This window comes from Pseudoalteromonas sp. SR45-4 (genome assembly GCF_014163535.1).
In the GTDB taxonomy this organism is placed as follows: Bacteria; Pseudomonadota; Gammaproteobacteria; order Enterobacterales; family Alteromonadaceae; genus Pseudoalteromonas; species Pseudoalteromonas nigrifaciens.
Genome location: NZ_JACJDO010000085.1, coordinates 1 through 2,114 on the forward strand (window position 1 = coordinate 1; position 2,114 = coordinate 2,114).

1 protein-coding gene is annotated in these 2,114 nt (G+C 44.0%); it reads right to left on the bottom strand.

The genetic code is table 11. The annotated features are described in order from the left end of the window. Nucleotides 1-93 precede the first annotated feature (93 nt). Nucleotides 94-1,368, bottom strand: a complete 1,275-nt coding sequence (gene ltrA, locus H5058_RS18025) for a group II intron reverse transcriptase/maturase (protein WP_182679362.1) — start codon at nucleotides 1,366-1,368, stop codon at nucleotides 94-96. Between the last annotated feature and the right edge of the window lie 746 nt (nucleotides 1,369-2,114).

Here is a 2,114-nt window from a genome sequence, read left to right on the forward strand (position 1 = left end):
ATCGAGTAGGGTGAGGCTTATGCCTCATCCCTCTCACAGAACCGTACGTACGGACCTCGTATACGGCTCCTGTACCCTTCACATTTTATCAACTTATTTCCTAAACGCTGATAAAGCAAGCCATCCCGTATTCACTTTTTCTATTGGATATAAACCAAGCTCCTCAAACCATTGGTTTGGCATCGATACACAAGATAAAGGGCTTAGTGAGTTACGCCACGAGTTCATCTTTATGAACTTAAACGGTGGCTTTTTCCCTAACTGCTTTAGTCGTCGATGTAGCCTTGATGGCTTCTTCCACAACCTCAGCTGTATTGCCCTTAGTCTTCGTCTGATCCAACCTGCCAAGGCTTTTAGTTCTCGCTTACAATTGGCTATACTAAAATAATTTACAAAACCGCGCACAACTGGATTTAGCCGCTTTATTACTTCTGCTAAATTTATGCCGCCGTTACGTTTTGTTAATTGCTTCACTTTTTGTTTAAACACGATGAGTTTTGATGCTTGTATCCGTGTCCACTGGCTACCTATCTCTACTCCCAAAAACTTCACACCTTTGCTGCTATGAGCAATATGGGTTTTCTTTTGGTTCACGGTTAATTTCAAGTCTCGCTCTAGTATTTGGGTGGATGCCTTAAGTGCTTCTTGCGCTGCTTTTTCTGTGCTGCACAAAATCAAGATATCATCTGCATACCTCACTATTCGGTGATTACGCTTTTTCATTTCTTGATCGAAAGCATCTAGGTAGATATTCGCCAATAACGGGCTAATTACGCCACCTTGTGGGCTTCCTATCGTACTAGCCTCCCAGTGTTCGCCTATCATTACCCCGCTTTTTAAGAACTGATTAATCAGCTTTAAAATACTACTGTCCGTCACTTTGCGTCTAACACTGCTAATTATCAAAGCATGATCAAGCAGGTCAAAACACTTCGACAAATCCATGTCTACGACCCAGTCGCGATGGTATTTACGGATAAATACACTCGCTTTACTGATAGCGTCATGACAGCTTCGTTTCGGCCTGTACCCATAACTCGATGGGTGAAAGTCGATGTCGAATATCGGTTGGAGTATGTTCAATAGTGTTTGTTGCACTATTCGGTCTCGAACTGCGGGAATACCTAGCATTCTGACACCGCCATCATCTTTGGGTATTTCCACCCGTTTGACAGGTTGTGCCCTATATTGCTTGGTTTGCAGCTCAAGTTGCAGTTGTTTTAAGTTTGCTTCTAAATTCAGGGCAAATGCGCCTACGGACTGCCTATCTATTCCGGCCGCTCCTTTAGCTGCTTTCACTTTTTTAAATCCCTTGTACAGGTTATTAATGTCTAATAATTGTCCGTACAAGCTGTAGTAAACTGTCATTTTCTGCCTTTGCTTGCGGTATGTCTGCTCGTGTCATTCTACTTATCGCTGAATCTTCATGATGACATTAGGTGTGCTAGCCTTTTTTTTTGGCAATCTGCCTAAGTGGTCAGCCATTACTCCATTGCTCGCCCTTCAATTCTCAGCGTCTACATTCCTGCTTGGCCGTCATGTCTTGGCTATTTCCGTCGAAATACTTGTGAGCCGATAAACAAAAGTCTTCGTCTTTCATACGCTTAAAGAATACTTCCCCCCTTCGCAATCAATTAAAGCTTTTGGCTAAAATTGACCCCATCAAACATAATGTTGATGGTCGGCTTGGTTTTCCCCTCCACACCATTACTGGCTTTCATCGGCCTAGCCTTACTCACTACTACGGGGTCATCTGCCACCTCACACCGACACTAAATCTTGGCTTTCACCTTGTATTTAGGCCACTTACTCTCATTAAGTTTAGATGCCAGGCTTCCCCAGTTACTGCACTAGCTCCCTGTTAGAAATCTCACCCTCAAACACAGTATTGATCTGACTAAGTATAGGGCTTCGCGCTATTTTGGACGCTTACCCACCAATACCGCCGAAACAGGTTACGGTTAGTTGTGTGCCTCTAACTTCCTATGGCTTCCTTCAGACCTCACCGTTAGCCAGTGACGCCCTTGCCATTCGGATTATCTTCCCCTTAGTCGGGGTGATAAGGCATCTTTCAGCCTATCGGGTTTGCCAGCTTCGCTGGGCAAACAAAAAAG